The organism is Streptomyces sp. NPDC047853, from assembly GCF_043204535.1.
In the GTDB taxonomy this organism is placed as follows: domain Bacteria; phylum Actinomycetota; class Actinomycetes; order Streptomycetales; family Streptomycetaceae; genus Streptomyces.
In genome coordinates this window covers 100,247-121,725 of the sequence record NZ_JBIDCI010000002.1, presented here as the reverse complement: position 1 = coordinate 121,725, position 21,479 = coordinate 100,247, and the positions used below count along the sequence as shown (strand labels likewise).

The 21,479-nt window shown below is 72.2% G+C and carries 18 protein-coding genes; 15 read left to right on the top strand and 3 right to left on the bottom strand.

All coding sequences use genetic code 11. From position 1 onward, the window contains the following. Nucleotides 1–93: 93 nt before the first annotated feature. The gene (locus tag ACGF5T_RS04500) at nucleotides 94–918 is read left to right on the top strand and encodes an oxidoreductase (RefSeq protein WP_361011860.1); all 825 of its coding nucleotides are present in this window, start codon (nucleotides 94–96) and stop codon (nucleotides 916–918) included. Nucleotides 919–1,347: 429 nt separating this feature from the next. Here the strand turns inward: ACGF5T_RS04500 and ACGF5T_RS04495 are convergent, their stop codons facing one another. After that, nucleotides 1,348–2,193, bottom strand: a complete 846-nt coding sequence (locus ACGF5T_RS04495) for an HAD-IB family hydrolase (RefSeq protein ID WP_356602209.1) — start codon at nucleotides 2,191–2,193, stop codon at nucleotides 1,348–1,350. A 707-nt stretch (nucleotides 2,194–2,900) separates the two neighbouring features. On the opposite strand from ACGF5T_RS04495, the gene ssd reads away from it, so the two are divergent. The 7 genes from ssd (at nucleotide 2,901) to ACGF5T_RS04460 (ending at nucleotide 8,946) form a co-directional block, all read left to right on the top strand. Continuing rightward, on the top strand, nucleotides 2,901–4,037 hold the full coding sequence (ssd, locus tag ACGF5T_RS04490; RefSeq protein ID WP_366766455.1) for a septum site-determining protein Ssd: 1,137 nt from the start codon (nucleotides 2,901–2,903) through the stop codon (nucleotides 4,035–4,037). 656 nt (nucleotides 4,038–4,693) lie between these two features. After that, complete coding sequence (locus ACGF5T_RS04485) at nucleotides 4,694–5,863, top strand: TadA family conjugal transfer-associated ATPase (RefSeq protein ID WP_366766454.1); 1,170 nt, start codon at nucleotides 4,694–4,696, stop codon at nucleotides 5,861–5,863. Continuing rightward, a complete protein-coding gene (locus ACGF5T_RS04480; RefSeq protein ID WP_356602203.1) occupies nucleotides 5,860–6,750 on the top strand; it encodes a type II secretion system F family protein in 891 nt (296 codons plus the stop codon). Before ACGF5T_RS04485 ends, ACGF5T_RS04480 begins: the two co-directional genes overlap by 4 nt. Further along, nucleotides 6,747–7,547, top strand: a complete 801-nt coding sequence (locus ACGF5T_RS04475) for a type II secretion system F family protein (RefSeq protein ID WP_366766453.1) — start codon at nucleotides 6,747–6,749, stop codon at nucleotides 7,545–7,547. The genes ACGF5T_RS04480 and ACGF5T_RS04475 overlap by 4 nt, the downstream gene beginning before the upstream one ends. Nucleotides 7,548–7,704: 157 nt before the next feature. Further along, entirely contained in the window at nucleotides 7,705–7,932 is a 228-nt protein-coding gene (locus ACGF5T_RS04470) for a DUF4244 domain-containing protein (RefSeq protein ID WP_356602199.1), read from the top strand. Continuing rightward, on the top strand, nucleotides 7,919–8,356 hold the full coding sequence (locus ACGF5T_RS04465; RefSeq protein WP_392886850.1) for a TadE family type IV pilus minor pilin: 438 nt from the start codon (nucleotides 7,919–7,921) through the stop codon (nucleotides 8,354–8,356). The genes ACGF5T_RS04470 and ACGF5T_RS04465 overlap by 14 nt, the downstream gene beginning before the upstream one ends. A gap of 23 nt (nucleotides 8,357–8,379) precedes the next feature. Continuing rightward, on the top strand, nucleotides 8,380–8,946 hold the full coding sequence (locus ACGF5T_RS04460; protein WP_392887100.1) for an Rv3654c family TadE-like protein: 567 nt from the start codon (nucleotides 8,380–8,382) through the stop codon (nucleotides 8,944–8,946). Between the two features lie 15 nt (nucleotides 8,947–8,961). On the opposite strand, the gene ACGF5T_RS04455 is transcribed toward ACGF5T_RS04460, so the two are convergent. Both ACGF5T_RS04455 and ACGF5T_RS04450 read right to left on the bottom strand, forming a co-directional pair. Beyond that, nucleotides 8,962–9,141 (bottom strand): hypothetical protein, encoded by a 180-nt coding sequence (locus tag ACGF5T_RS04455; protein ID WP_366766451.1) that lies wholly within the window; start codon nucleotides 9,139–9,141, stop codon nucleotides 8,962–8,964. 91 nt (nucleotides 9,142–9,232) lie between these two features. After that, nucleotides 9,233–11,707: a DEAD/DEAH box helicase gene (locus tag ACGF5T_RS04450; RefSeq protein WP_366766450.1), complete on the bottom strand. Its 2,475-nt coding sequence runs from the start codon at nucleotides 11,705–11,707 to the stop codon at nucleotides 9,233–9,235. 81 nt (nucleotides 11,708–11,788) lie between these two features. Here ACGF5T_RS04450 and bldG point away from each other — a divergent pair, with 81 nt between their 5' ends. The 7 genes from bldG to topA all read left to right on the top strand — a co-directional run bounded on the left by bldG (nucleotide 11,789) and on the right by topA (nucleotide 21,453). Further along, nucleotides 11,789–12,130, top strand: coding sequence for an anti-sigma factor antagonist BldG (bldG, locus tag ACGF5T_RS04445; protein ID WP_003975386.1), 342 nt, complete (start codon nucleotides 11,789–11,791; stop codon nucleotides 12,128–12,130). A 105-nt stretch (nucleotides 12,131–12,235) separates the two neighbouring features. Next, on the top strand, nucleotides 12,236–12,667 hold the full coding sequence (locus tag ACGF5T_RS04440) for an ATP-binding protein (protein WP_356602191.1): 432 nt from the start codon (nucleotides 12,236–12,238) through the stop codon (nucleotides 12,665–12,667). Between the two features lie 338 nt (nucleotides 12,668–13,005). Next, nucleotides 13,006–15,411, top strand: a complete 2,406-nt coding sequence (locus tag ACGF5T_RS04435) for a sodium-translocating pyrophosphatase (protein WP_361011843.1) — start codon at nucleotides 13,006–13,008, stop codon at nucleotides 15,409–15,411. Between the two features lie 184 nt (nucleotides 15,412–15,595). Next, a complete protein-coding gene (locus ACGF5T_RS04430) occupies nucleotides 15,596–16,207 on the top strand; it encodes a small secreted protein (protein WP_366766449.1) in 612 nt (203 codons plus the stop codon). Nucleotides 16,208–16,256: 49 nt separating this feature from the next. Beyond that, nucleotides 16,257–17,774 carry a methyltransferase gene (locus ACGF5T_RS04425; protein WP_366766448.1) on the top strand — a complete coding sequence of 506 codons (1,518 nt, stop codon included), beginning with the start codon at nucleotides 16,257–16,259 and terminating at the stop codon, nucleotides 17,772–17,774. Nucleotides 17,775–18,135: 361 nt separating this feature from the next. Continuing rightward, on the top strand, nucleotides 18,136–18,333 hold the full coding sequence (locus tag ACGF5T_RS04420; protein WP_356602183.1) for a hypothetical protein: 198 nt from the start codon (nucleotides 18,136–18,138) through the stop codon (nucleotides 18,331–18,333). A 270-nt stretch (nucleotides 18,334–18,603) separates the two neighbouring features. Next, complete coding sequence (gene topA / locus ACGF5T_RS04415; protein WP_356602181.1) at nucleotides 18,604–21,453, top strand: type I DNA topoisomerase; 2,850 nt, start codon at nucleotides 18,604–18,606, stop codon at nucleotides 21,451–21,453. Nucleotides 21,454–21,479 lie beyond the last annotated feature (26 nt).

Sequence of the window (21,479 nt, the reverse complement as noted above, 5' to 3'; positions counted from 1 at the left end):
AGCGATAGCTGTACGTGGCACGAGAGCCTGCCCCCGCGTGAAGAAGACCACTCATTCGTGGGGCGCGGCGCCGGGGTGCGTAGGGTCGTACCCATGAGTACGACAGGCGCGACCGCCGATCCGCTCGCGGCCCTGGGCGCACTGCCCGGCGTGGCCGAGTCCGTGGAGTCCGTGCGCAAGGCCGTGGACCGGGTCTACGGTCACCGGATCATGCGGCGCCGCAGCCATGCCGTCACCTCCGAAGCGGCCCTGCGCGGTGCCCGGGGCTCGGCGGCGCTGTCGGGGGCGGACTGGGCCCTGGAGGAGGTCCGCAGGCGCTCCGACTTCAGCGGCGACGAGGAGGCGCGCGCGGTGGGTGCGGCCCTACGGCTGACCGCCGAGGCCGGGCAGTTGCTGTCCATCTGGCGTCAGTCGCCGCTGCGGGTGCTGGCCCGGCTGCACCTGGTGGCGTCCGCGGACCACGGCGACCAGGTGGGGCGGCCCCGGCAGGCGGGCGAGCCGGTGGACGAGCCGCTCGTCGAGCTGCCGCTGCCGGACGCCGAGGAGACGCACGGCCGTCTGGAGGGGCTCGCCGGGCTGGTCAGGGCGGGCGGTTCCGCGCCGGCGCTGGTGACGGCCGCCGTCGTGCACGGTGAGCTGATGGCGCTGCGTCCCTTCACGACCAACAACGGCCTGGTCGCGCGCGCGGCCGAGCGCATCGTGCTGATCAACAGCGGGCTGGACCCGAAATCGGTCTGCCCGGCCGAGGTCGGTCATGCGGAACTGGGCCGCGCGGCCTACCTGGCGGCGCTGGACGGCTACGTCTCCGGCGCCCCGGACGGTATGGCCGCCTGGATCGCCCACTGCGGCCGGGCGGTCGAACTGGGGGCGCGTGAGTCGACGGCGGTCTGCGAGGCGCTCCAGCGCGGGGCGGCGTGACCTCGGGAGGCACAGAAATGCGGCGGTACGAGGATTCGTACCGCCGCTGGCATGTCCACCGGGTTACCAAGCGTCCTCGATATGTGCCCATCAGGTCGGGTACTTCGCCCGTGCCCTGGTGCGGCTGGCCCGTAATCGACGGGTCGACGTCGCGTGGGTGCCCAATGTCCATGCTCGGTCCGTGGGGCCAAATGCGTTCTTAAGGTGATCCTTTCGGATGTCCTTGGTCTCGCGGGCCGTTGAGTCCTTTCTACTCCTGAGCGGGAGCAGGCGGAAGTGGTGCCCGCACTTCTTTACTTTTGCGCTCATACGCGGGTGAAAGAGGCGGGACTGCTCGTGCGCGGGGAAGTGGCCCACGGGTGAGGCCGCCAGGGGCGGGGTGGTCCGCCGGGGGTGGGTCAGGTCACGGGACGGGCTGCCGGGAACAGGTCAGGCCGCAGGGGACCGCCGTCGGCTCGCGTACCAGACGAGCCCCGCGGTGGCCGCCGCTGCCCCGATCGCGGCGGCGACGACGAGCGCCGGACGCGGCGGCACGGAGAAGCCCCGGACCCGCTGCTTGAGCCGTACCGGACGATGGAAGTCGAGAATCGGCCACTCGCGCGCGAGAGCCTCACGGCGCAGCGTCCGGTCCGGGTTCACCGCGTGGGGGTGGCCGACGGACTCCAGCATCGGCAGGTCCGTCGCCGAGTCGCTGTACGCGTAGCAGCGCTTCAGGTCGTAGCCCTCGGACTCGGCCAGCTCCCGGATCGCCTCCGCCTTGGTGGGGCCGTACGCGTAGTACTCCACCTCGCCGGTGAAACAACCGTCGTGCCCCACGATCATGCGGGTCGCCACCACGCGGTCCGCGCCGAGCAGCTCACCGATCGGCTCGACCACCTCGGCACCCGAGGTGGAGACGATCACGACGTCGCGGCCGGCGGCGTGGTGCTCCTCGATCAGCGAGGCGGCCTCGTCGTAGATGATCGGGTCGATCAGGTCGTGCAGGGTCTCGGCGACGAGTTCCTTGACCAGTTGGACGTTCCAGCCGCGGCACAGTGCGGAGAGGTACTCGCGCATCCGCTCCATCTGGTCGTGGTCGGCTCCGCCGGCGAGGAAGACGAACTGGGCATATGCGGTACGCAGGACGGCCCTGCGGTTGATCAGCCCGCCTTGGTAGAAGGACTTGCTGAACGTGAGTGCGCTCGACTTCGCAATGACCGTCTTGTCCAGGTCAAAGAAGGCCGCTGTGCGAGGCATGGAGTGGGGCAAGGAGTGGTTTTCCACGACCCTGAGCATAGGCGCAGCCCATTCGGCGTAAGGTGGGGCGCGTGGGTTTGCCTGAGAAGCCTCTCGGGTATACCATGGAAGTCACGGATCGTTCGCGACCGTGCTAACCCGGCCCGACTCCTCCCCCCCCGAGTCGGCCGTGGAGACGACCCCCGCTCTCCCCCCCGGCGGGGGTCGTCGCATGTCCGGACGCGTTTTCCCGTCCTCCTTCTGCTTCTGGCGCCACGTGATGACGAGATCATCAGGTGTGTTGTCATGAGCATGAAGGGTGACGCTGGGTAGTCGATGGACTGCTCTGCGGAAGTCGCGCAGGGGGTCGAGTGGGAGTGGTCGGGCTCACTGGTTTGAGTGATGGCGATATTCACAACAGTCGGGTTGTCCACAGTTTTTGACCAAGATCCACACGATTTCCCGGATCACTGCACCGTGATTCCCATGCGTCCGGGCCGCGCCGAGTTCCACGGCCGGTTCCGTTTGCCGGACGTGTATGGCCGGGTTCGACCGACGTTCAAGTCGACGTCCATGTCGACGTTCGAGTGGATTGTTCAAGTCGGGCGTTCAAGTGGGGCGTTGAAGTCGGGCGTCGCATCGGCCGTTCGGGAGGGGCCGATCACCGGTTTCCACCCGGCTGGGACCGCGGGGCCGCAGGGGCCGCACGAGAGACCACGAGATGTCGGACGCGACCGCGGAAGTCGCGACGACGGGGGACGCACACCATGACCGGAACCATCACCCACGACCCGCCGCACCCCGCCGGAGGGCGGCAGAGCGGGCCACTGATCGTCACCGAGGACACCGCGCTCCTCGACGACCTGCTGCGCCTGTGCGCGGCGGCGGGCGCCACGCCGGAGGTGCACCACTCGGTGCCGACGACGCCCGCGACCCCCTCGGCGTCCGGACCGTGGGGCAGCTGGGAGGCCGCGCCACTGGTCCTCGTCGGCGACGACGCCGCACGGCGCGTACGCGGAGCGGTGCGGAGGCGGGGAGTGGTCCTCGTGGGCCGCGACCAGGACGACTCGGGAGTCTGGCAGCGGGCCGTCGAGATCGGCGCCGACCACGTCCTGATGCTGCCCGACGGTGAGCAGTGGCTGGTCGACCGCATCGCCGACGTCGCCGAGGGCGTCGGACGGCCCGCTCTCACCATCGGCGTCATCGGCGGCCGGGGCGGCGCCGGGGCGTCCACGCTGGCCTGCGCGCTCGCCGTCACCGCGGCCAGGGAGGGGCTGCGCAGCCTCCTGGTGGACGCCGATCCGCTGGGCGGCGGCCTGGACGTCCTTCTCGGCGGCGAGACGGCCGAGGGGCTGAGGTGGCCCGCGTTCGCGTCCTCACGCGGGCGGGTCGGCGGTGGCGCCCTGGAGGAGTCGCTGCCCGAGCTGCACTCGCTGCGGGTGCTGAGCTGGGACCGGGGGGACTGCGTGACGGTGCCTCCCCAGGCCGTACGGGCGGTGCTGGCCGCTGCCCGGCGCAGGGGCGGCACCGTCGTCGTCGACCTGCCGCGTCGCGTCGACGACACGGTCGCCGAGGTCCTCGCCCAGCTCGACGTCGGGCTCCTGGTCGTCCCGGCCGAACTGCGGGCCGTGGCCGCGGCCGGCCGGGTGGCCGCCACGGTCGGGATGGTCCTGCCCGACCTCCGCGTCGCGGTGCGCGGACCGTACGACTCCGGACTGGACGACCGCGAGGTGGCCGACCTGCTCGGACTGCCCCTGGCCGGCGAGGTCCCGGTCGAACCCGGTCTCCTGCGCGCCACCGACCACAGGCGTCCTCCGGGCGCGTCCGCGCGCGGACCGCTGGCGCGTTTCTGCCGGGAGTTCTGGGAGCGGGCGCTGGTGGAGACGGGTGGTGGGACGGCATGAGGGGGTCGGCGGAGATGCACGGTGGAGGGCAGCGCGGGGTTGGGCGGAAGGCCGGCGGGAGCGGTGGAGGGGAGTGCGGGGTCGGGCGGGAGGCCGGCGGGATCGGCCCAGGGAAGTGCGGCTTCGGGCGGGAGGCTGGCGGGATCGGCCCAGGGGCGCGCGGGGTGACGGAGCTGGGGCCTGGTGGCTTGCGGCCGTCGGGCGGGGGTCCGGCGAGCTCCGGGGACCGGACGGCGGGCGGAGGCCCGGGCGGTCCGGCTGCCGAACCGCCCGAGGACCGGCCGACGGCGCGCGCGGTCCCGCGGTGGGTCTCAGGGCCGGCGTCCGCCGGAACGGGGCCTGTGCGGGCTGTGGGGGCGGTGTCCGCCGGAACGGGGCCCGGGCGGGCCGCGGGGGCGGTGTCCGGGTCGGTTGTCCGGCGGGGCGGCTCGGGAGCGGATGCTGGGCGGGGCGCGGATCGAGGCCTTGTATCGGTTGTCGGGCCGGGTGCGGGTGCGGGTGCGGGTGCGGGTGTAGGTGCAGGTGCGGACGCGGGCGCTGGCGCGGGGACGGACGGCGGGCGGGCGGTGGGATCGGTCTTCCCGCGGGCTCGGACGTCGGCGTCCGGGCGGTCCGCGGCGGAGGCCTTCGCGAGCGGCCCCGGGCCTGCCCCGGGGATGCTCGACGGCGTGCGGCGGTGGCTGGCCGAGAGCGGGGCGGACCCGACGCCCGCACGGGTGGCGCAGGCCCTGCGTGAACAGGGGCGGGTGCTCGGGGACGCGGAGATCCTGGGTGCCGCCGAACGACTGAGGTCGGAACTCGTCGGCAGCGGGCCGCTGGAGCCGCTGCTCGCCGACCCGTCGGTGACCGACGTCCTCGTCTCCGCACCGGACCGGGTGTGGGTGGACCGGGGCGGCGGACTCCAACTGACAACGGTCGCCTTCCCGGACGCCGGTGCGGTGCGACGGCTCGCGCAGCGCCTCGCCACGGTCGCCGGTCGCCGGCTCGACGACGCCCGCCCCTGGGTGGACGCCCGGCTGCCCGACGGCACCCGGCTGCACGCGGTGCTGCCCCCGGTCGCCGTCGGCTGCACGTGCCTGTCGCTGCGCGTCGTACGGCCGCGCGCGTTCACGCTCGACGAACTGGCGGCGGCGGGCACCGTACCGCCCGACGGTGACCGCGTCCTGCGCGCGCTGCTGCGGGCCCGGCTGTCCTTCCTGGTCAGCGGCGGCACCGGCAGCGGCAAGACGACGCTGCTGAGCGCGCTGCTCGGCCTCGTCGGCCCGGACGAACGCATCGTGCTCGCCGAGGACTCGGCGGAGCTGAGGCCCGACCATCCACACGTCGTCGGTCTGGAGACCAGACCCGCCAACCAGGAGGCCGCGGGCCTGGTCACCCTGGAGGACCTGGTGCGGCAGGCGCTGCGCATGCGGCCGGACCGGCTGGTGGTCGGCGAGGTCCGCGGCCCCGAGGTGGTCCATCTGCTGGCGGCGCTGAACACAGGTCACAGCGGTTGCGGGACGGTGCACGCCAACGCCGCCGCCGACGTACCCGCCCGGCTGGAGGCGCTCGGCACCGCCGTGGGCCTCGACCGGGCGGCCCTGCACAGCCAGCTCGCGGCCGCCCTGTCGGTGGTCCTGCACCTGGTACGGGACCGGACGGGACGGCGCCGGATCGCCGAGGTCCACGTACTGGAGCGCGACCCCTCGGGGTTGGTGCGGACGGTTCCGGCGCTGCGGTGGGGCGCGGAGGCCTTCGTGGCCGAGCGCGGCTGGGAGCGGCTGCGGGAGCTGCTGCGGGGTGGCGGACTCGAGACGCGAGCTCAGGGTGAGGAGGCCCGAGGATGACGGGCACGGGGATGGGAACGGGTGGACTGTCGACCGGCGTGGCCCTGGTCTGTCTGGCCGCGGCGGCCGCGCTGGCGGGCAGCCGATGGCACGCCGGGGCGCGGCGGGCGCGGCTGGTGCTCGCCGCCGACGGCGGGGCGGTCGGGGCCGGACCACCGCCGCTGCGGCGGATGACGGACGGGTTGTGGCGCCTTCGCGGCCGGTTGAGGCCCGAGTGGTGGTCGCTGGCGGCCGGGTTGGTGCTGGCGGCGCTGGGCGACTCCGTGCTGCCGGTCGTCGCGGGGGCGGCCGGAGTGCCGGTACTGCGGCGGACACGGCGGGCGGCAAGGGCGAGGCGGGCCAGGGAGGACCGCCAGGACGCGGTGATCGCGCTGTGCGGAGCGCTCGCCGGGGAGGTCCGTACGGGGCGGCAGCCGGGTGAGGCGCTGCTGTGCGCCGCACACGACTCCGGAGGACTCGGTGAGGCCCGGCCGGCGGTGCTGGCGGCGGCCCGCTTCGGCGGGGACGTCCCGGGGGCGCTCGCGGCGGCGGCGCGGCAACCGGGCGCCGAAGGTCTGCGAGGGCTCGCGGCGTGCTGGCGGGTCGCGGTCGACCAGGGCGCCGGACTCGCGGCCGGCCTCGACCGGCTGGAAGGCGCCCTGCGCGCCGAACGGGACCAGCGCTCCGACCTGCGCGCCCAGTTGGCCGGTGCCCGCGCCACGGCGGTGATGCTCGCGGGCCTGCCGGTCCTCGGTCTGCTGCTCGGTGTGGCCCTCGGTTCCGACCCGCTGCACGTCCTGCTGCACACGGGACCCGGGCTGGGCTGCCTGCTGGCCGGCGGAGTCCTGGAGTGCGTGGGCGTCTGGTGGGTGGCGCGGATCGTACGGGGTGCGGAGGCGACGTCGTGAACGGGGACGTCGTCCACGGGCTGGGGGCAGTGGCGGGGACGGTGCTGGCCGCCGGGTGGCTCGCGCGCGGGTGCGCGACCGGCCGACGGGAGCGAGCGGTACGCAGGCGACTGGCCGGGCTGTCGGCCACCCAGCCGGCCCGCGCCGCCCCACGAGGCGCCGCGGTACTGGGCGCCGTTCGCGACTGGCTCCCGATGATGGGCACGGTGGGCGCCGGTTGGGCCCTGGTCGGGGGCGTCGCCGGCGTCGCGGTGGGCGTGGCCGGTGCGGCGGGGCTGTGGCGCTGGCGTATCCGACGGTCGGCCGGCGGTAGGGCCGAGGCGGAGACCGTTGCCGCTGAGGCCGCCGGGCAACTGCCTCTGGCGGCCGACCTCCTGGCCGCCTGCATCGCGGCGGGTGCCGGACCGGTGGCCGCGGCCCAGGCGGTGGGCGACGCCCTCGGTGGGCCCGTCGGAGAAGCCTTGGGGCGCGGCGCCGCTGAGGTGCGGCTGGGCGGTGAACCGGAATTCGCCTGGCGTGCGTTGGCCGCGCTGCCGGGCTCCGGTGCCCTGGCGCGGTTGCTCGAACGGGCCGACGTGTCCGGTCTGCCCGCGGCCCGCCCGGTCGCCCGGCTCGCCGCCCAGGCACGCGCCGACCAGGCCCGTGCCATGACGACCCGGGCCCGCCGCGCGGCCGTCCTGGTGACCGCGCCGGTGGGGCTGTGCTTCCTGCCCGCCTTCATCGCGGTGGGTGTACTGCCGGTGGTGATCGGGCTCGCGGGCGGGGCGCTGGGCGACGGGGGAGGGGGTGGTGGCTGACGGAGCGGGACGGGACGGGCCGCGGCGGGGCCGTCGGTGAGGAGTCGGCCCTCGGGACGGGCGAACTCGCGAAGACACCTACGGAACGACCGGATCGACGAAGAGAACAACTGACCGGCGAAGAGAAACAACGGATCAGAACCTTACGGGGGTTGCGATGTATCAGGTGGTACGGGCACGGCTGAGTGTCCTGATGTGCGCGGTACGGACGACGTGGCTTCGGCGGGCCGGGCGAAGGGACGCCGGGATGGTCACCTCCGAGTACGCCATGGGGATCGTCGCGGCGGTCGCCTTCGCCGTGGTGCTCTACAAGGTGGTCACGAGCGGTGCGGTCAGCGCGGAGCTGCAGGGCATCGTGAAGCAGGCTCTCGATGCGCGGATGTGACCGGGCGGTGAGAACGGAATCACACGGCGGCACGCGCGGCGATCCCGGCAGCCGGTGGGGGAGCGGTCCGGTCCCGGGTTCCGACAGGGGGTTCGTCACGGCCGAGACGGCAGTGGTGCTTCCAGTGCTGGTGGTGTTCGCGATGGCGCTGGTGTGGGGGCTGCTCGTGGTGGCCGCGCAGATCCAGTGCGTGGACGCCGCCCGCACGGGCGCCCGCGCGGCCGCTCGTCAGGACTCGGCCGACGCTGTCGTGGAGGTCACCAGAGAGGCGGCTCCGCGCGGGGCGCGGGTCACCGTCAGCCGGGAGGCGGGCCGGGTGCGCGTGACCGTCGTCGCCGAACCGCCGGCCTTGCACGGCCTGCCCTTCGAAGTGCGGGAGGAAGCGGTGGCATCGGTGGAGCAGACGGTGGGAGCGGAGCGGTGAGGACCACCGCCGCGTTCCGGCGGATGACGACCCGGAGGCCATGCTCGGACCGGGCCCCTGATGCCGGCCTCCGCCTCGGCTCAGCTCGGGGTTCCGGTGGGTCCTGGGCCGGGGCCACCGGGACCGACCGGGGGTCCGCCACGGTGTGGAGCGTCGGCGCCATCGCCGTTCTGTGCCTGGTGTTCGGCATCGTGCTGGCCCTGGGGCAAGCCGTCGTGGCCCGGCATCGCGCGGCCGGCGGCGCCGACATGGCCGCGCTCGCGGCGGCGGACCACTGGGCTCAGGGCGGAGCCGCGGCCTGTGCCCGGGCGGAACGGGTCGCACGGGCCCAGGCCACGCGGCTGGTGCGGTGCGTGCTCACCGGTCAGGTCTCGGACGTGACGGCGGCGTCGGGCCGGGGACCGTTCACGGCGGAGGTCCGGGCCAGGGCCGGCCCGGCGTCAGAGCCGGCTGCCCCCGTTTCGAGAGCCCCGGCGACGGATGACCTGCTGACGGATGACCCTGCGGTGGACAACCCGCCGACGAAGGACGCGCCGACGGATGACCCGGCGTCGGGGGATTCGCCTAAGGAGGATTCGCCTACGGAGTGACTACGGGCAGGGAGGTCAGAGGCGTGTAGCCCGGCGACGGTACCGCCTGAGCTCGAACGCCAAGGAGACAGCGATGGCCGTGGCGAGGGCGGTGGCGGCGGCGGTAGCCATGGTGACGACCGTGGCGAGGGCGAGGGCGAGGGCGAGGGCGAGGGCGAGGGCGAGGGTGGTGGCGGTGGCGGTGGCGGTAGCCATGGTGACGACCGTGGCGAGGGCGAGGGCGGCAGCGAGGGCGTCGGCTTCGGCGGGGCGACGGTGGGGCCCCGCGGCCCCCACCGGCAGGTTCTCAGGGCCCCGCCTCCGCCGTCTCCGCCCGCTCCGCACCCCGCAGCAGCACCGTGAGCAGCCGTACGGCCCCGCGCTTGTGCAGTGGATCGTTGCCGTTGCCGCACTTGGGGGACTGGATGCAGGAGGGGCAGCCGGCGTCGCACTCGCAGGAGGCGATGGCCTCCCGGGTGGCCGTGAGCCACTCGCGAGCCGTGTGGAAGGCGCGCTCGGCGAAGCCCGCGCCGCCGGGATGACCGTCGTACACGAAGACCGTGGGAAGCAGGGTGTCCGGGTGCAGGGGGACCGACACGCCGCCGATGTCCCAGCGGTCGCAGGTCGCGAACAGGGGCAGCATGCCGATCGAGGCGTGCTCGGCGGCGTGCAGCGCCCCGCCGAGGATCTCCGGGTTGATCCGGGCAGCGTCCAGCTGGTCCTCGGTGACCGTCCACCACACCGCGCGCGTGCGCAGGGTCCGGGGAGGGAGGTCGAGCTTCGTCTCGCCCAGCACTTCGCCGGTGATCAGGCGCCGGCGCAGGAAGGAGACCACTTGGTTGGTGACCTCGACGGAGCCGTAGCACAGGCGACCGTCACCCCACGGGACCTCGGTGTCGGTCTCCAGGACGGAGATCGCCGTCGTGTCGCGGGCGACCGTGGAGTACGTCGGCGTGGCCTGTTCGACCAGGGCGACGGAGTCCTCCAGGTCGAGGGTGCGGACGAGGTACGTGCGGCCCTGATGGAGGTGGACGGCGCCCTCGTGGACCGTCGTGTGGGCGGCGCCGGCGTCGACCGTGCCCAGCAGGCGGCCCGTCCCGGCCTCGACGACCTGGACCGGGCGGCCGCCCTCTCCGCGGATGTCGGTGAGGTCGGCGGCGCGTTCCCGGCGCGTCCAGTGCCAGGCCCGGGTCCGGCGGCGCAGCAGCCTGGCCTCCTCCAGCTGGGGGAGCAGCTCCTCGCAGGCGGGGCCGAAAAGGGGCAGGTCCTCCTCGGTCAGGGGGAGCTCGGCCGCCGCCGCGCACAGATGGGGGGCGAGGACGTACGGGTTGTCGGGGTCGAGGACCGTGGACTCCACGGGCTGGTCGAACAGGGCTTCCGGGTGGTGGACGAGGAAGGTGTCCAGCGGGTCGTCGCGGGCGACCAGCACCGCGAGGGCTCCCTGCCCGGAACGGCCCGCGCGGCCCGCCTGCTGCCACAGCGACGCCCGGGTGCCCGGGTAGCCGGCGATCACCACCGCGTCCAGTCCGGAGATGTCCAGGCCCAGTTCGAGGGCGTTCGTCGCCGCGAGGCCGAGGAGGTCACCCGAGTGCAGGGCGCGTTCCAGGGCGCGGCGCTCCTCCGGGAGATAGCCACCGCGGTACGCGGCCACCCGATGGGTCAGTGAGCGGTCGACCTCGGCGAGGCGTTCCTGGGCGATCACCGAGATCAGCTCGGCGCCGCGCCGGGAACGTACGAAGGTGATCGACCGCAGGCCCTGCACGGTGAGGTCGGTGAGCAGGTCGGCGGCCTCGGCGGTGGCGGTGCGGCGGACCGGCGCGCCCTTCTCGCCCTCCATCTCGGTGAGCGGCGGCTCCCACAGGGCGAACACCAGTTCACCGCGCGGTGAGGCGTCGTCGGCGACCTCGACCACCGGGAGCCCGGTGAGCCGGCGGGCCGCCACCGAGGGCTCCGCCGCGGTGGCGGAGGCGAGCAGGAACACCGGCGACGCGCCGTACCGGGCGCACAGTCGGCGCAGTCTGCGCAGCACCTGGGCGACATGCGAGCCGAAGACACCGCGATAGGTGTGGCACTCGTCGATGACGACGTACTTCAGCGACTTCAGGAAGGAGGACCAGCGTGGGTGGGACGGCAGGATGCCGCGGTGCAGCATGTCCGGGTTGGTCAGCACGTACGTGCCGTACTGCCGGATCCACTCGCGTTCCTCGAACGGGGTGTCGCCGTCGTACACGGCGGCTCGAACGGATGTGCCCAGAGGTTGTGAAAGTTCCTTCACGGACCGGCACTGGTCGGCGGCCAGCGCCTTGGTCGGGGCCAGGTACAGGGCGGTGGCGCCACGCCCGTTCGGGGCTTCCGATCCGTCCAGCAGCGCGGACAGCACCGGCACCAGATACGCCAGGGACTTGCCGGAGGCGGTACCGGTGGCCACGACCACCGAGTCGCCGTCCAGGGCGTGCTCGGCCGCCGTCGCCTGGTGGGCCCAGGGGTGTTCGATGCCCGCGGCCTGCACCGCGGCGACGACCTCGGGCCGAATCCGGTCCGGCCAGACTGCATGACGCCCCGCACGCGGGGGCAAGTGCTCCGTATGAGTGATGCGCGCAGCCCGGCTCGGTCCCGCGGCGAGCCGGGCCAGGATCGTGCCTGGTTCGGGCCGGGAGCCGGGCCCGGCCGGGGATCGATCGGATCGGAGATTCTTGGCCATCGGCACCGAGTCTGTCACTGGCGTGACGGACAATGGGACCAAGGCGTCGTGCACGCCTGCCGGTAAGTGATTGAATGCCATCGCGGCTGGCGAATGTCCTGGGGGCTTCAAGCCGAGGTGTCCCGAAGGGCGACCGCTCGATAGCAAGGTGCTGGAGGATCCGTGGACCTGTCCCTGTCGACTCGTACCGTCGGCGATCGTACGGTCGTCGAGGTCGGTGGCGAAATTGACGTATACACCGCGCCCAAGCTGCGTGAGCAGCTGGTCGAGCTCGTGAACGACGGGAGTTTCCACCTCGTCGTCGACATGGAGGGCGTGGACTTCCTCGACTCCACCGGGCTCGGCGTGCTGGTCGGCGGACTGAAGCGGGTGCGCGCCCATGAGGGCTCGCTGCGCCTGGTCTGCAACCAGGAGCGCATTCTCAAGATCTTCCGTATCACCGGCCTCACCAAGGTGTTCCCCATTCACACCTCGGTCGAGGAAGCGGTGGCGGCCACCGACTGACGACCTGTCCCGGGCCGGTCGGCCCGGGGCGACTGAGTACAAGGGGGTCCGGGCCGGCAACGGTCCGGGCCCTCGACAGCACGCCCGTAGTTCCGAGGGGGATGCATGGCCACCGTTGAACTCCGTTTCAGCGCGCTGCCCGAGCATGTCCGCACCGCCCGTCTGGTGGCGGCCGCGGTGGCACGCAGGGCCGGAGTGGACGAGGCCGTCCTCGACGAGGTCAGGCTCGCCGTCGGCGAGGCGTGCACCCGGGCCGTGGGCCTGCATCAGCACGTCGGCATCACGGCGCCGGTCAAGGTGTCGTTGATCGAGGAGGAGAAGCAGTTCTCCATCGAGGTCGGCGACGAGGCGCCGCACGCCGTGTCCGGGGCCGGAAAGCCGGGCGCCGCCGGGGGCGACCCGGAGGCCGAGGAGGACGAGATGGGGCTCGCGGTGATCAGCGGGCTCGTCGACGACGTCGAGGTGACGGCAGGCGAGGACGGCGGCCTGATCCGCATGACCTGGCCGACCGCGCCCGCGGTGCTGCCGCCGGTCTGACCCCGCCGCGGCCCCCCGTGGCCCGGTGAGTTCACCCGAAGGGCCCTACCCCGTAGGGCCCTTCGTCATGTGCGGGCGCAGATGTCCGCGCTTACAGTGGTGCCGAGCGCGCGCTGAGTGAATTCGTTCACGATCAATAGCACGGCAATCCGCGATCAATCCCGCGCGATCAATCCCACGGGAAAGGATCACGGATTTAATGCCGGAAGGGCATTACTACTTCCGTGGTCCTTGTGGTTGACAAGATATTTCCTTTTGTCGTGCACTGTTTTGATCAGGTTCCGGTACCTACAATCCCGTCCACATCTTGAGCTCAGCCCAAGCGTCAAGGAGGACGAATGGCGGAGCTTTCCACCTCTCATCAGTTGGGCGAAACCTCGACCCTCGCCGCCGCCGTACTGACCGACGGGAACCGCGTGCTGGTCGCGGTGATCGCGGTCGTGGCACTGGCGGCGCTGGTCCTCGCGGCGGTCCTGGTGCGCCAGGTGCTCGCGGCGGGCGAGGGCACCGACAGCATGAAGAAGATCGCGGCGGCCGTCCAGGAAGGCGCGAACGCCTACCTGGCACGACAGCTGCGCACGCTCGGCGTATTCGCCGTCGTCGTGTTCTTTCTGCTCATGCTGCTGCCCGCGGACGACTGGAATCAACGTGCCGGACGGTCGATCTTCTTCCTGATCGGCGCGGCGTTCTCCGCCGCCACCGGCTATATCGGCATGTGGCTCGCCGTACGCAGCAATGTGCGTGTCGCGGCGGCGGCACGGGAAGCGACGCCGGCCCCGGGCGAACCGGAAAAAGATCTCACTCTCGTCTCGCACAAGGCGACGAAGATCGCGTTTCGCACGGGTGGTGTGGTCGGCATGTTCACGGTGGGACTCGGTCTTCTGGGTGCCTGCTGCGTGGTGCTGGTGTACGCGGGCGACGCGCCGAAGGTCCTGGAAGGGTTCGGCCTCGGCGCGGCCCTGATCGCGATGTTCATGCGGGTCGGCGGCGGCATCTTCACCAAGGCCGCCGACGTCGGCGCCGACCTGGTCGGCAAGGTCGAGCAGGGCATTCCGGAGGACGATCCGCGCAACGCCGCGACCATCGCCGACAACGTGGGCGACAACGTCGGCGACTGCGCGGGCATGGCGGCCGACCTCTTCGAGTCGTACGCCGTGACCCTGGTGGCCGCGCTGATCCTCGGCAAGGTGGCCTTCGGCGACGCGGGGCTGGCCTTCCCACTGCTGGTGCCGGCGATCGGCGTGCTCACCGCCATGATCGGCATCTTCGCGGTGGCGCCCCGGCGGTCCGACCGCAGCGGCATGAGCGCGATCAACCGGGGCTTCTTCATCTCCGCGGTGATCTCGCTGGTACTGGTGGCGGTGGCCGTCTTCGTCTACCTGCCCGGGACGTACTCGGAACTGGACGGTGTCACGGACGCCGCGATCGCGAGCCGGGGCGGCGACCCGCGGATCCTCGCGCTCGTCGCGGTGGCGATCGGCATCGTGCTCGCCGCCCTGATCCAGCAGCTGACCGGCTACTTCACCGAGACCACCCGACGCCCCGTCAGGGACATCGGCAAGACCTCGCTCACGGGGCCCGCCACCGTCGTCCTCGCCGGTATCTCGCTCGGTCTCGAATCCGCCGTCTACACGGCCCTGCTGATCGGCCTCGGGGTGTACGGGGCGTTCCTGCTCGGCGGTGCCTCGATCATGCTGGCGCTGTTCGCGGTGGCGCTGGCCGGCACCGGTCTGCTCACCACGGTCGGTGTGATCGTCGCCATGGACACCTTCGGGCCGGTCTCCGACAACGCGCAGGGCATCGCCGAGATGTCCGGTGACGTCGAGGGTGCCGGCGCCCAGGTGCTCACCGACCTGGACGCGGTCGGCAACACCACCAAGGCCATCACCAAGGGCATCGCCATCGCCACCGCGGTCCTCGCGGCGGCGGCCCTCTTCGGGTCGTACCGCGACGCCATCACCACCGGCGCCGCGGACGTGGGCGAGAAACTCAGCGGCGAGGGCGCGCCGATGAGCCTGATGATGGACATCTCGCAGCCCAACAACCTCGTCGGGCTCATTGCGGGCGCGGCGGTCGTCTTCCTCTTCTCCGGGCTGGCGATCAACGCGGTGTCGCGGTCGGCGGGCGCCGTGGTCCACGAGGTGCGGCGGCAGTTCCGGGAGCGGCCCGGGATCATGGACTACAGCGAGAAACCCGAGTACGGCAAGGTCGTCGACATTTGCACCAGGGACGCCCTGCGGGAACTCGCCACGCCCGGGTTGCTCGCCGTGATGGCGCCCATCTTCATCGGGTTCACCCTCGGCGTGGGCCCGCTCGGCGCGTTCCTGGCGGGCGCGATCGGCGCCGGCACGCTGATGGCGGTGTTCCTCGCCAACTCCGGTGGCGCCTGGGACAACGCCAAGAAGCTCGTCGAGGACGGCCACCACGGCGGCAAGGGCAGCGAGGCCCACGCCGCCACCGTCATCGGCGACACGGTCGGCGACCCCTTCAAGGACACCGCGGGACCCGCCATCAACCCGCTGCTCAAGGTCATGAACCTGGTGGCGCTGCTCATCGCGCCGGCGGTCATCAAGTTCTCCTACGGCGCCGACGAGAACATGACCGTGAGGGTGCTGATCGCGGTCGTCGCCTTCGCCGTGATCGCGACGGCGGTCTACGTCTCCAAACGGCGCGGCATCGCCATGGGGGACGAGGACGACCCCGACCCGGATCCCAAGTCGGCCGATCCGGCGGTGGTTTCGTAGTCCCGGCGCGGAGCCCCGCAGGGGGCGCAGGTCAAGAGACGGGCGGACGGCGCGTGGTGACGCGTCGTCCGCCCGTGACGTGCTCCGCGCCCCTGTAACCGTGAGCCTTATCTCTCTTGGTGCAAATGGCTGCAATACCGTCATAACGGATGTTCGTCCTGCGGATGTCCCCCATCCGGCGTGTATGTTCCGGGGCCGAGAGCCATGGGAAGGGACCAATCCGGTGAACAAGAAGCTCGCGGCCGCACTGTCCGGCGGTGCGGTACTGGTAGTGGCGTTGACGGGATGCGGCGGCGGCGACGACAACGACAAGCTGGACGCCTGGGCGAAGGACGTCTGCGACGCCGTGCAACCGCAGGCCAAGAAGATCGAGTCGGCCAACGCCGCGATCCAGAAGGAGACCTCGGACAACAGCACGCCGGCGGAGGTCCAGAAGACCGACGCCAAGGCGTTCCAGGACATGTCCGACGCCTACAAGGCGATGGGTGGCGCCGTCCAGAAGGCCGGGGCGCCCGACGTCGAGGACGGCGAGAAGAAGCAGAAGGACGCCGTCACCGAGCTGAACGGCCTCTCCTCCTCGTACGCCTCCCTGCGCAAGCAGGTGGAGGAACTCGACACCAAGGACCAGGCGAACTTCGCCGACGGCCTCAAGGACATCGCCACCGAGCTGAACAAGCTCAGCAAGAGCGGCAGCAACGCGCTCAAGACCCTGGAGGAGGGTGAGGTCGGCCAGGCGATGGCCAAGCAGGAGAGCTGCAAGTCGGCCTCGGTGACGCCGTCGGCCGCCGCCGGCTGACCTCCGCCGCACGGGCGCGGGGCGGGGGCCGCAGGGCCACAATGGGGGTGTGAGTAACGCCAGCCTGTCCCCCCTGCCCTCCGCCGACCGCCCCGACGTCACCGCCCGGCTGCGGGACGCCCTGCTCGGCGCCTCCTTCACCGCCGACGGACTGCTGGAGCTGCTCGGTGCCCCGGCCTACGCCGCGCTGTCGCGCAGCGAGACCGTGCCCGCGCTCCGGGCCACCCGCGGCGACACGCCGCTGGAACGCCTCGTACGGCTGTTCCTGCTCCAGCAACCCGTGCCCTACGCGCGCGTGGCGGACGTGCTGCCCGTGGACGACTGCCTGGAGAGCGGGTGGCTCGTCCGCGTGGGCGACGACGAGGTGGCGGCCACCGTGGACGTACGCCCGTACGGAGGGCCCGGCGGCGAGGACTGGTTCATCGTCTCCGACCTCGGCTGCGCGGTCGGCGGCGCCGGCGGCATCGGCAACCGCGCGGAGGGCGTCGTCCTCGGCGTCGGCGGCGCGTCGATGACGCTGGCCGGCCTGACGGTCCGCACGCCCGTCTCCGCCGCCCTGGACCTCGGTACCGGCTCCGGCATCCAGGCGCTGCACGCCTCCCGGCACGCCACGCGCGTGACGGCGACCGACGTCAACCCGCGTGCGCTGCACATCACCGCGCTCACGCTCGCCCTGTCCGGGGCCCCGGCCGCCGACCTGCGGGAGGGCTCGCTCTACGAGCCGGTCGACGACGGCGACACGTACGACCTGATCGTCTCCAACCCGCCCTTTGTGATCTCACCGGGCGCCCGGCTCACCTACCGCGACGGCGGGATGGGCGGGGACGATCTGTGCCGCTCGCTCGTTCAGCAGACCGGGGAGCGTCTGAACGAGAACGGGTTCGCGCACTTCCTCGCCAACTGGCAGCACGAGGAGGGGGAGGACTGGACGGACCGGCTGCGCTCCTGGGTGCCGCGCGGCTGCGACGCGTGGATCGTGCAGCGCGAGGTGCAGGACGTCACGCAGTACGCCGAACTGTGGCTCAGGGACGCGGGGGATCACCGTGCCGACGCGGCCGAGTACCAGGCGCGCTACGACGCGTGGCTGGACGAGTTCGAGGCGCGCAAGGTCAAGGCGGTCGGCTTCGGGTGGATCTCGCTGCGCCGGTCCGGATCCGCGGAGCCCTCGATCACCGTCGAGGAATGGCCGCACCCGATCGAGCAGCCGCTCGGCGAGACGGTGCGCGCGCACTTCGACCGCGTCGACTACCTGCGCGCCCACGACGACGCCGCCCTGCTGGAGGCGCACTTCACGCTGGCCGGCGAGGTGGTGCAGGAGCAGGTCGGGCTGCCCGGCGCCGAGGACCCGGAGCACGTCGTCCTGCGCCAGAACCGCGGCATGCGCCGCGCCACCCGCGTCGACACCGTCGGCGCCGGTTTCGCGGGCGTCTGCGACGGCTCCATGAGCGCCGGCCGCATCCTGGACGCCATCGCCCAGCTGGTCGGCGAGGACCCGGTGGCGCTGCGCGACCGCACGCCCGCCCAGATCCGCCTGCTGGTGGAGCAGGGCTTCCTCGAGCCGGCGTAGGCGGGACGGGCGCCCGGCGGACCTCGCCGACGGTGGGCGACGGGCGCCGGGCGGTGGGCGGCGGTCGCCGGAACCGGCGTCCAGTGGGCCTCTCGGCCGCCGGAATCCAGGTCCTGTGGGCCTCGCGGTCGCGGGAAACCGGCGTCGAGCGGGCTCCGCGTCCAGCGGAACCGGTCCGGGCGGGCGGCGGTAACGGGCCACCGGCCGTCTTCGGCGTCGTACGGGAGAAACGAGCCACGGGCGGTCGCACCGCCGACCCGTCGGCTCCTCGTTCACCTCGGGTTCGCCTCTGCGCCGCCCGCGCGTGACAGCCTCCACGAGGCTGGACACGCGCGGGCTGGAGAAAAGAGGCACGGGGACCATGGAGAGCGGGCCGGCGATCTTCGCGGGAATGGTGTTCGCCCTGTTCGGAGCAGCTCTGCTGACGTGGACGGCGACCCGGGTACGGCACGGCCGGCCCGTCGCGCACGGTGTGAGCCCCGTCGCATCGGCGGCCCTCGCGAGCGTCGCCGGAGTCGTCGCGCTGGCCCTCGGGGCATGGTGCCTGACACGCGCCTGAGAGGCCGGTTCCGGACCCCGGCCGCACCCCCGCCCAGGTAATCGGCGGGTCGCGCTCCGGATACACGCGTCAGGGCCGGTACTCACTCCGGGCGGCAGGAACAGGGTTCGTCGGGTTACCGTTCGAGTGGCCGTTGCGGGCTTTTCCCGTTTGACACGGGGGCGGGAGGTACCGTCACACTCCGCAGCGTCACGACCGAAACGCAGCACGACCCGACCCCGGGAGCACTGCCTGGGGAGGCCCCAGAGTCGACCGGAGAGAAGAGCGAAGTTGTCCCCGACCAGCGAGACCGCGAACGGCGGCCGCCGACTCGTCATCGTCGAGTCGCCTGCCAAGGCGAAGACGATCAAGGGCTATCTCGGCCCTGGTTACGTCGTCGAGGCGAGCGTCGGGCACATCCGCGACCTTCCCAGCGGCGCCGCGGAGGTGCCGGAGAAGTACACCGGCGAGGTCCGCCGCCTCGGTGTGGACGTGGAACACGATTTCCAGCCCGTCTATGTGGTCAACGCGGATAAGAAGGCGCAGGTCAAGAAGCTCAAGGACCTGCTGAAGGACTCCGACGAACTCTTCCTCGCCACCGATGAGGACCGCGAGGGCGAGGCCATCGCGTGGCACCTCCAGGAAGTCCTCAAGCCGAAGATCCCGGTCAAGCGCATGGTGTTCCACGAGATCACCAAGGACGCGATCCGGGCGGCCGTCGCCAACCCGCGCGAGCTCAACCAGAAGCTCGTCGACGCCCAGGAGACCCGCCGCATCCTCGACCGCCTCTACGGCTACGAGGTCTCGCCGGTCCTGTGGAAGAAGGTCATGCCGAAGCTGTCGGCGGGCCGCGTCCAGTCCGTCGCCACGCGCCTGGTCGTCGAGCGGGAGCGCGAGCGCATCGCCTTCCGCTCCGCCGAGTACTGGGACCTCACGGGCACCTTCGCCACCGGCCGCGCGGGAGACGCCTCCGACCCGTCGTCGCTGGTCGCCCGCCTCCAGACGGTCGATGGCAGGCGGGTCGCCCAGGGCCGCGACTTCGACTCCCTGGGGCAGATCAAGAGCGCGAACACCCTCCACCTCGACGAGGCGAACGCCCGCGCGCTCGCCGCCGCTCTGGAGAACACGCGCTTCGCCGTCCGCTCGGTCGAGTCCAAGCCGTACCGCCGCTCGCCGTACGCCCCGTTCCGTACGACGACGCTCCAGCAGGAGGCGAGCCGCAAGCTCGGCTTCGGCGCCAAGCCGACGATGCAGATCGCCCAGAAGCTGTACGAGAACGGCTACATCACCTACATGCGTACGGACTCGACGACCCTGAGCGACACGGCGGTCAAGGCCGCCCGCGCCCAGGTCACGCAGCTGTACGGCGCCGACTACCTGCCCGCGCAGCCGCGGACGTACGCCGGCAAGGTGAAGAACGCGCAGGAGGCGCACGAGGCGATCCGCCCCTCGGGCGACCGTTTCCGCACGCCCGCCGAGACCGGTCTCACCGGCGACCAGTTCAAGCTCTACGAGCTGATCTGGAAGCGGACCGTCGCCTCCCAGATGAAGGACGCGACCGGCAACAGCGTCACCGTGAAGATCGGCGGTGCCGCCTCCGACGGCCGGGACGTCGAGTTCAGCGCGTCCGGCAAGACGATCACCTTCCACGGCTTCCTCAAGGCCTACGTCGAGGGCGCCGACGACCCGAACGCCGAGCTGGACGACCGCGAGCGCAGGCTGCCGCAGGTCTCCCAGGGCGACGCGCTGACGGCCGAGGAGATCACGGTCGACGGCCACGCCACCAAGCCCCCGGCCCGCTACACCGAGGCGTCGCTGGTCAAGGAGCTGGAAGAGCGCGAGATCGGCCGCCCGTCGACCTACGCGTCGATCATCGGCACCATCCTGGACCGCGGCTACGTCTTCAAGAAGGGCACGGCCCTCGTCCCGTCCTTCCTCTCCTTCGCCGTGGTCAACCTCCTGGAGAAGCACTTCGGGCGGCTCGTCGACTACGACTTCACCGCCAAGATGGAGGACGACCTCGACGCCATCGCGCGCGGCGAGGCCCAGGCGGTGCCGTGGCTGCGCCGCTTCTACTTCGGCGAGGGCGCGGGCGGCGGCGCCGCCGACGCCGGCAACGGCGACGGGGACCACCTCGGCGGCCTCAAGGAACTCGTCACCGACCTCGGCGCGATCGACGCGCGCGAGGTGTCCTCCTTCCCCGTCGGCAACGACATCGTGCTGCGCGTCGGGCGCTACGGCCCGTACATCGAGCGCGGCGAGAAGGACTCCGAGAACCACCAGCGCGCCGACGTCCCCGAGGACCTCGCGCCGGACGAGCTCTCCGTCGAGCTGGCGGAGGAACTGCTCGCCAAGCCGAGCGGCGACTTCGAACTGGGCACCGACCCGGCCACCGGCCACACCATCGTCGCCAAGGACGGCCGCTACGGCCCCTACGTCACCGAGGTGCTCCCCGAGGGCACCCCGAAGACCGGCAAGAACGCCGTGAAGCCGCGTACCGCCTCGCTGTTCAAGACGATGGCGCTGGACACGGTCACCCTGGACGACGCCCTCAAGCTCATGTCGCTGCCGCGCGTCGTAGGCACCGACGCCGAGGGCGTCGAGATCACCGCGCAGAACGGCCGCTACGGCCCGTACCTGAAGAAGGGCACGGACTCGCGGTCACTGACGTCCGAGGACCAGCTCTTCACCATCACGCTGGACGAGGCGCTGGCGATCTACGCCCAGCCGAAGCAGCGCGGCCGGGCCGCGGCCAAGCCGCCGCTGAAGGAGCTGGGCACCGACCCGGTCAGCGAGAAGCCGGTCGTGGTCAAGGACGGCCGCTTCGGCCCGTACGTCACCGACGGCGAGACCAACGCGACCCTGCGCTCCGGCGACAGCGTCGAGGAGATCACGCCGGAGCGCGGCTACGAGCTGCTCGCCGAGAAGCGTGCCAAGGGGCCCGCCAAGAAGACGGCGAAGAAGGCCACCAAGAAGGCGCCCGCCAAGAAGGCCCCGGCCAAGAAGGCGGCGGCCACCAAGAAGACGGCGGCGGCCAAGACGACGGCCGCGAAGAAGACCACGGCCAAGACCGCGGCGAAGACCACGGCGAAGAAGACGGCAACCAGGACGGCCACCGCCTCCACTTCGACCGAGGACTGAACCTCCCCGCGCCCTGCGCGGATCGA

What these genes read in the sequence shown, in the direction of transcription:
- ACGF5T_RS04500 (WP_361011860.1), top strand. Translation starts at nt 94, where the DNA reads ATGAGTACGACAGGCGCGACCGCCGATCCGCTCGCGGCCCTGGGCGCA.
- ACGF5T_RS04495 (WP_356602209.1), bottom strand. Translation starts at nt 2,193, where the DNA reads ATGCTCAGGGTCGTGGAAAACCACTCCTTGCCCCACTCCATGCCTCGC.
- ssd (WP_366766455.1), top strand. Translation starts at nt 2,901, where the DNA reads ATGACCGGAACCATCACCCACGACCCGCCGCACCCCGCCGGAGGGCGG.
- ACGF5T_RS04485 (WP_366766454.1), top strand. Translation starts at nt 4,694, where the DNA reads ATGCTCGACGGCGTGCGGCGGTGGCTGGCCGAGAGCGGGGCGGACCCG.
- ACGF5T_RS04480 (WP_356602203.1), top strand. Translation starts at nt 5,860, where the DNA reads ATGACGGGCACGGGGATGGGAACGGGTGGACTGTCGACCGGCGTGGCC.
- ACGF5T_RS04470 (WP_356602199.1), top strand. Translation starts at nt 7,705, where the DNA reads ATGTATCAGGTGGTACGGGCACGGCTGAGTGTCCTGATGTGCGCGGTA.
- ACGF5T_RS04465 (WP_392886850.1), top strand. Translation starts at nt 7,919, where the DNA reads ATGCGCGGATGTGACCGGGCGGTGAGAACGGAATCACACGGCGGCACG.
- ACGF5T_RS04460 (WP_392887100.1), top strand. Translation starts at nt 8,380, where the DNA reads ATGACGACCCGGAGGCCATGCTCGGACCGGGCCCCTGATGCCGGCCTC.
- ACGF5T_RS04455 (WP_366766451.1), bottom strand. Translation starts at nt 9,141, where the DNA reads ATGGCTACCGCCACCGCCACCGCCACCACCCTCGCCCTCGCCCTCGCC.
- ACGF5T_RS04450 (WP_366766450.1), bottom strand. Translation starts at nt 11,707, where the DNA reads ATGGCATTCAATCACTTACCGGCAGGCGTGCACGACGCCTTGGTCCCA.
- ACGF5T_RS04440 (WP_356602191.1), top strand. Translation starts at nt 12,236, where the DNA reads ATGGCCACCGTTGAACTCCGTTTCAGCGCGCTGCCCGAGCATGTCCGC.
- ACGF5T_RS04435 (WP_361011843.1), top strand. Translation starts at nt 13,006, where the DNA reads ATGGCGGAGCTTTCCACCTCTCATCAGTTGGGCGAAACCTCGACCCTC.
- ACGF5T_RS04430 (WP_366766449.1), top strand. Translation starts at nt 15,596, where the DNA reads ATGTTCCGGGGCCGAGAGCCATGGGAAGGGACCAATCCGGTGAACAAG.
- ACGF5T_RS04420 (WP_356602183.1), top strand. Translation starts at nt 18,136, where the DNA reads ATGGAGAGCGGGCCGGCGATCTTCGCGGGAATGGTGTTCGCCCTGTTC.